General features: G+C 78.2%; 4 protein-coding genes, 1 tRNA gene and 1 pseudogene. All 6 read right to left on the minus strand.

Going from position 1 to position 4,516, the window contains the following annotated elements; all coding sequences use genetic code 11:
* Positions 1 to 57: 57 nt before the first annotated feature.
* On the minus strand, positions 58 to 462 hold the full coding sequence (locus FA014_RS18165) for a DUF4259 domain-containing protein (protein ID WP_154731026.1): 405 nt from the start codon (positions 460 to 462) through the stop codon (positions 58 to 60).
* Between the two features lie 19 nt (positions 463 to 481).
* Positions 482 to 555: transfer RNA gene (locus FA014_RS18170), tRNA-Thr, on the minus strand.
* A gap of 85 nt (positions 556 to 640) precedes the next feature.
* Positions 641 to 1,924 carry an MFS transporter gene (locus FA014_RS18175; RefSeq protein WP_154731027.1) on the minus strand — a complete coding sequence of 428 codons (1,284 nt, stop codon included), beginning with the start codon at positions 1,922 to 1,924 and terminating at the stop codon, positions 641 to 643.
* Between the two features lie 132 nt (positions 1,925 to 2,056).
* A complete protein-coding gene (locus FA014_RS18180; RefSeq protein ID WP_154731028.1) occupies positions 2,057 to 2,920 on the minus strand; it encodes a DsbA family protein in 864 nt (287 codons plus the stop codon).
* Between the two features lie 38 nt (positions 2,921 to 2,958).
* Complete coding sequence (locus FA014_RS18185; protein ID WP_154731029.1) at positions 2,959 to 3,543, minus strand: hypothetical protein; 585 nt, start codon at positions 3,541 to 3,543, stop codon at positions 2,959 to 2,961.
* Positions 3,544 to 3,635: 92 nt separating this feature from the next.
* Positions 3,636 to 4,516: pseudogene (locus FA014_RS18190) on the minus strand (hypothetical protein); the annotation flags it as partial.

Here is a 4,516-nt window from a genome sequence, read left to right on the forward strand (position 1 = left end):
CGCACGTCGGCAGCAGCGCGCCCGCGCGGGCGGGCCGTCGCGGCGCCCCGGACGGCGTCAGCGCGCGGCGAGCGCGCGGAGGCGGTCCACCGAGGCGCGCGACGTCGCCAGCCAGGCGTCGGCGCCCGGTTCGGTCCACAGCTCGTACAGCTCGGAGGTGTCCGGGTCGGCGAGCACCCGGTCGGCCTGCTCCAGGAGCCACTGCGTCCGGTCGGGGGTGAGGTGCGCGGCGAACGCCGGCACGAGGGTCTCCTCCTCGGGGACCGCGGCGTGCGGGGCGCCGTGCACGGCGAGCGCGAGCTCGACCATCGCGAGCGCCGCCTGGCCGCCGTCGGCCTCGACGTACTCGTCGTCCTCGAAGTACGGGTCGATCTCGGCGAAGGTGAAGTCGCCGTGCCGGATCATCGCGAGCAGGTCGCCCGCGCCGTCGCTCTCGAACGGTCCCACGCCCCAGGTCCCCATGGCGGCGACTGTACGGCAGAGCCCCCTGTCGGATTCGAACCGACGACCTGCTGTTTACAAGACAGCTGCTCTGGCCAGCTGAGCTAAGGAGGCGGGCGGGCGCCGGAGCGCACGCGCCGACCAGCCTACCGGCCGCGCCGCGGCCCCCACGGCCCCCGCGGCCCTCGCGCCGCCGGGCTCAGGGCTGCGGGTCGAGCGCGTCGTACCGCCAGAACCCGCGCTGCGCCCGCACCAGCACCCAGAGGACGACCACGCACGCGAGCCCGCCCACGACGGCCGCGCCGCCCTCGCCGAGCGCCCCCGACAGCCAGCCGAGCAGCAGCTCGCCGAGCCGCGGCCCGCCGGCGACCACCACCACGAACACGCCCTGCAGCCGCCCGCGCATGTCGTCCGGCGTGGCCGTCTGCAGGATGGTCTGCCGGAACACGGCGCTCACCGCGTCGGCGGCGCCCGCGGCGGCGAGCGTGGCGACCGCGAGCGCCAGCGCGGCCCACAGCACGTGGTCGGGCCCGGACCGGCCGGCCGCGACCAGCACCGCCCCGAACGCGGCGACGGCGAGCCCCCAGACGGTGATGGCGACGACGATGATCCGCCCCTGCCAGCGCACCCGCGCCAGCCCGCCGGAGAACAGGCCGGCGAGCATGGCGCCCCCGGCGACGGCCGCCGTCAGCACGCCCGCGGTGGTCTCGCCGCCACCCAGGTAGACCAGGCCGACGGCGGGGAACAGCACGCGCGGCGACGAGGTGATCATGGCGACGAGGTCGACCAGGAAGGTCATCCGCACGTTGGGCCGGGTCCCGAGGTAGCGCAGGCCGTCGAGCACCGACGCCAGGCCGGCCCGGGCCCGCCGGGTCTCCGACGGCTCCGGGAGGATCGGCGGGAGCCGCAGCAGCGCGGTGAACGCGAAGGTGAACAGCACCGCGTCGAGCGTGTAGACGACGCCGTAGTCCAGCAGCGCCACGAGGCCGGCGCCGAGCAGCGGCCCGAGGGTCAGCGCGACGTTCCAGCCGACCGTCTGCAGGGCGTTGGCCGCGGGCATCAGCCGGGGCTCGAGCAGGCGCGGGATGATCGCCGACCGCGCCGGGCTGTTGACCGCGCCGGCGCCGGACTGCAGCGCCACCAGGGCGTACAGCACCCCGACGTGGGTGTTGCCGGACCAGCCCTGGATCGCGAGGCCGACGGTCGCGACCCAGCTCACCGCCGAGGCGATCAGGGCGACCTTGCGGCGGTCGGCGTGGTCGACGATCGCGCCGCCGTACAGCCCGAACACGACGAGCGGCACGAGCGCGCACAGCCCGACGAGGCCGACCGCGAAGGTGGAGCCGGTCATCCCGTAGACCTGCAGCCCGACCGCGACGACCGTCAGCTGCGCGCCGAGGTTGGCGACGGACAGGCCCCACCACAGCCGGCGGAACTCGGGGCTGACGCGCAGCGGGGTCACGTCCACGAGCAGGGAGGGCACCGCGGGAGTCTACGTGGCGTCTACAGCGACCGGGCGGCCGCGACCGGGGCCGGGACGCGCGCGGGCCCCGGCCCCGGGGACCTCGCCCCGGGGCCGGGCCGCGCGCGTCCCGGCGCGCCCGTCAGCGTGCGGTCAGGAGCCGACCGCCTGCAGCAGCGCGTTCGGGTCGGTCCAGTTCTCGGTCCAGAGCTTGCCGTCGATGGTGATGGTCGGCGTGCCGAAGCTGCCGCTCTGCGGGTTCACCAGGTCCGGGTTCGCGGACGCCTCGTTGGTCGCGGAGGTCACCCACTGCCCGAACCGGTCGAGCGCGGTGCCGTCGGCGATCTGGTCGGCGACGTCGTCGGGCACGCCGGCGTCGCGGGCGATGTCCGCGATCTCGGAGTTGGTGAGACCGTCCGTGCCCTCCTCGGGCTGGCCGGCGAACAGCTGCTCGTTGAAGGCGGCGAACTGGTCGGGCGCCTCGTCGGCGACCAGCGCGGACGCCGAGGCGGCGCGGGTCGAGTAGCCGGTGCCGTTCGAGAACCGGTTGAGGATCGCGATCGGGTGGTAGACCACCGTGGCCGAACCCTCGGTGGCGAGCGTGATCAGGTTGTCGCCGTTCGCCTCCTCGAAGGCGCCGCACGCGGGGCACATGTAGTCGAGGTAGACGTCGACGCGGGCCACGCTGTCGTCGACCGTCCCGCCCACGCCCTCGGCGCCCACCGGGATGCCGCCCTCGGGCAGCGCGGCGCCCGGGGCGTCCGTGACCTCGCTCAGCGGGGTGTCGGGGTAGTCGGGCAGCGCCTCGTCGCTGCTGCTGCCGCCCTGCGTGAGGACCCACACGAGGACGCCGCCGAGCGCGAGGACCGCGACCGCCAGCATGCTGATGCCGAGGATCTTGTTCCGCCGGTCGCGCTTGGCCTGCTGCTCGCGCATCGCGCGCGCCTGCTCGCGGGCGGCGTCGCGGCGCTCGTCCTTCGTCTGCCGGCCCTTGCCCGGGCTCGGGGTGCTGCTCATCTGTCCTGCTCTCCTTCGGTCGGGTGCGCTGCGGGTGCTCAGGCGAGCGCCGCGGGCGGACCCCGGTGCGGGTGCAGGGCACGGGCCAGGACGGCCGGGCGGGCGTGGCCCGCGCGGGCGGCGGGCGCGGGGCGCGGGGTGACCGTGAGGCGGCCGCGGGCGGCGCGCGGCAGCGGCCGCAGGACGGCGCCGAGGACGGCCCGCACGGTGCGGGCGGCGCGCAGGAGCAGGGCGGTCAGGCCGAGGCCGAGCGCGCCGAGCGCCGCGTGCAGGGCGACGAGGGGCAGGACCAGGCCCAGCGCGAGCACCGCGCCGTGGGACGCCCCGACCGGCAGCGCGACGCCGGTCGGGCAGTCGGCCGCGTCCTCGAGCAGCGCGAGCCGGACGCCGAGCAGGGCGAGCGGGCCGTCGATCGCCACGCACTGGTGCACGACCGTCCGGACGGCGCCGAGCCACCCCGCGCCGCCGAGCGCGACCAGGGACGCGACCGCCGTCAGCAGGGGCAGCGCCGCGGGACGCCGGGCCCGCGCGACCGCGGCGGCGGCGCCGGGGGCGGCAGGGCCGGGTGCTCCGGCCCCGGGCAGCAGGGGGCCGGGCACGCGCGCGTCGGCGGTCCCGGTCATGCGCGCAAGCGTACGGGGTGCACCTGGGCCGGACCTGGGCCTCCGGCGGCGGGATCGCGAGGACCCGGTGGCCGCCCGCGGCGCGCTGCCGGTCAGGCCCCGACCGGCAGCGTCGGCGCCGCGAACGGCGCCCAGTCCACGAGCGTGCCGGTCACCGCGAGCGCCACGAGCACGCCCGCCCCGACCAGCGCGGCCAGCACCACGACCGTCGCCCCGCCCCGCCCGGGCGCCACCGCGCCGAGCAGCCGGCGCGCCCCGACCCGGGTGGTCCGGGCGGCCGGCCCCCACCACAGCCCGGCGAGCCCGGCGGCGGCCGCGGCGACGAGCAGCGTCGCGACCGACTCCGGGGCGGGCGCGTCGCCGACGGCCCGCAGCGGCCCGGCCTCGAACGTGCCCGACCCGACCAGCCACCAGCCGACCCCGAGGACGATGACGGCGAGGCTGGCGGCCACCAGCAGCGAGGGCAGCAGCGTCACGAGCGCGCGGACCAGGTGCCACGGGCTGGACACGACCGCCCGCAGGGCGTCCGAGCGCCGCGCGCCGACCCGCTCCCGCCGCCGGCCGACGGCCTCGGCCACCGACCCGACGGTCCGGGCGAGCAGCACGGCCGGGACGAGCACGAGCAGGGTGGCGCCGGGGCGCAGGGCCGCCGCGGTGAGCGTCAGGAGGGTGAGGGCGAGGAGGGAGCCGGTGCGCCGCGGCGGGGCGGGGGCCGGCGGGGGCCCGGCGTCCGGGTCGTCGGACCACTCCCCGGGATACCCCGGGGCCGGGTAGCCCCCGTCGTCGTGCGCCCCCGGCGCGACGGCGCCGTACGGGCGGGTGTCCCAGGCCTGCGTCGGCGACTCCCCGGTCGCCCACCGGTCGTCCTCGCCGGTCGCGTCCCAGGACGGCGGCGCGGCCGAGCGGGGCGGCACGGACGGCGGGGCCGGGGCGGGCGCGCCGGCGCAGGACGGGAGCACGCGGGCGTTCGGCG

The organism is Cellulomonas hominis, assembly GCF_005239125.1.
GTDB classification, from domain to species: domain Bacteria; phylum Actinomycetota; class Actinomycetes; order Actinomycetales; family Cellulomonadaceae; genus Cellulomonas; species Cellulomonas hominis_A.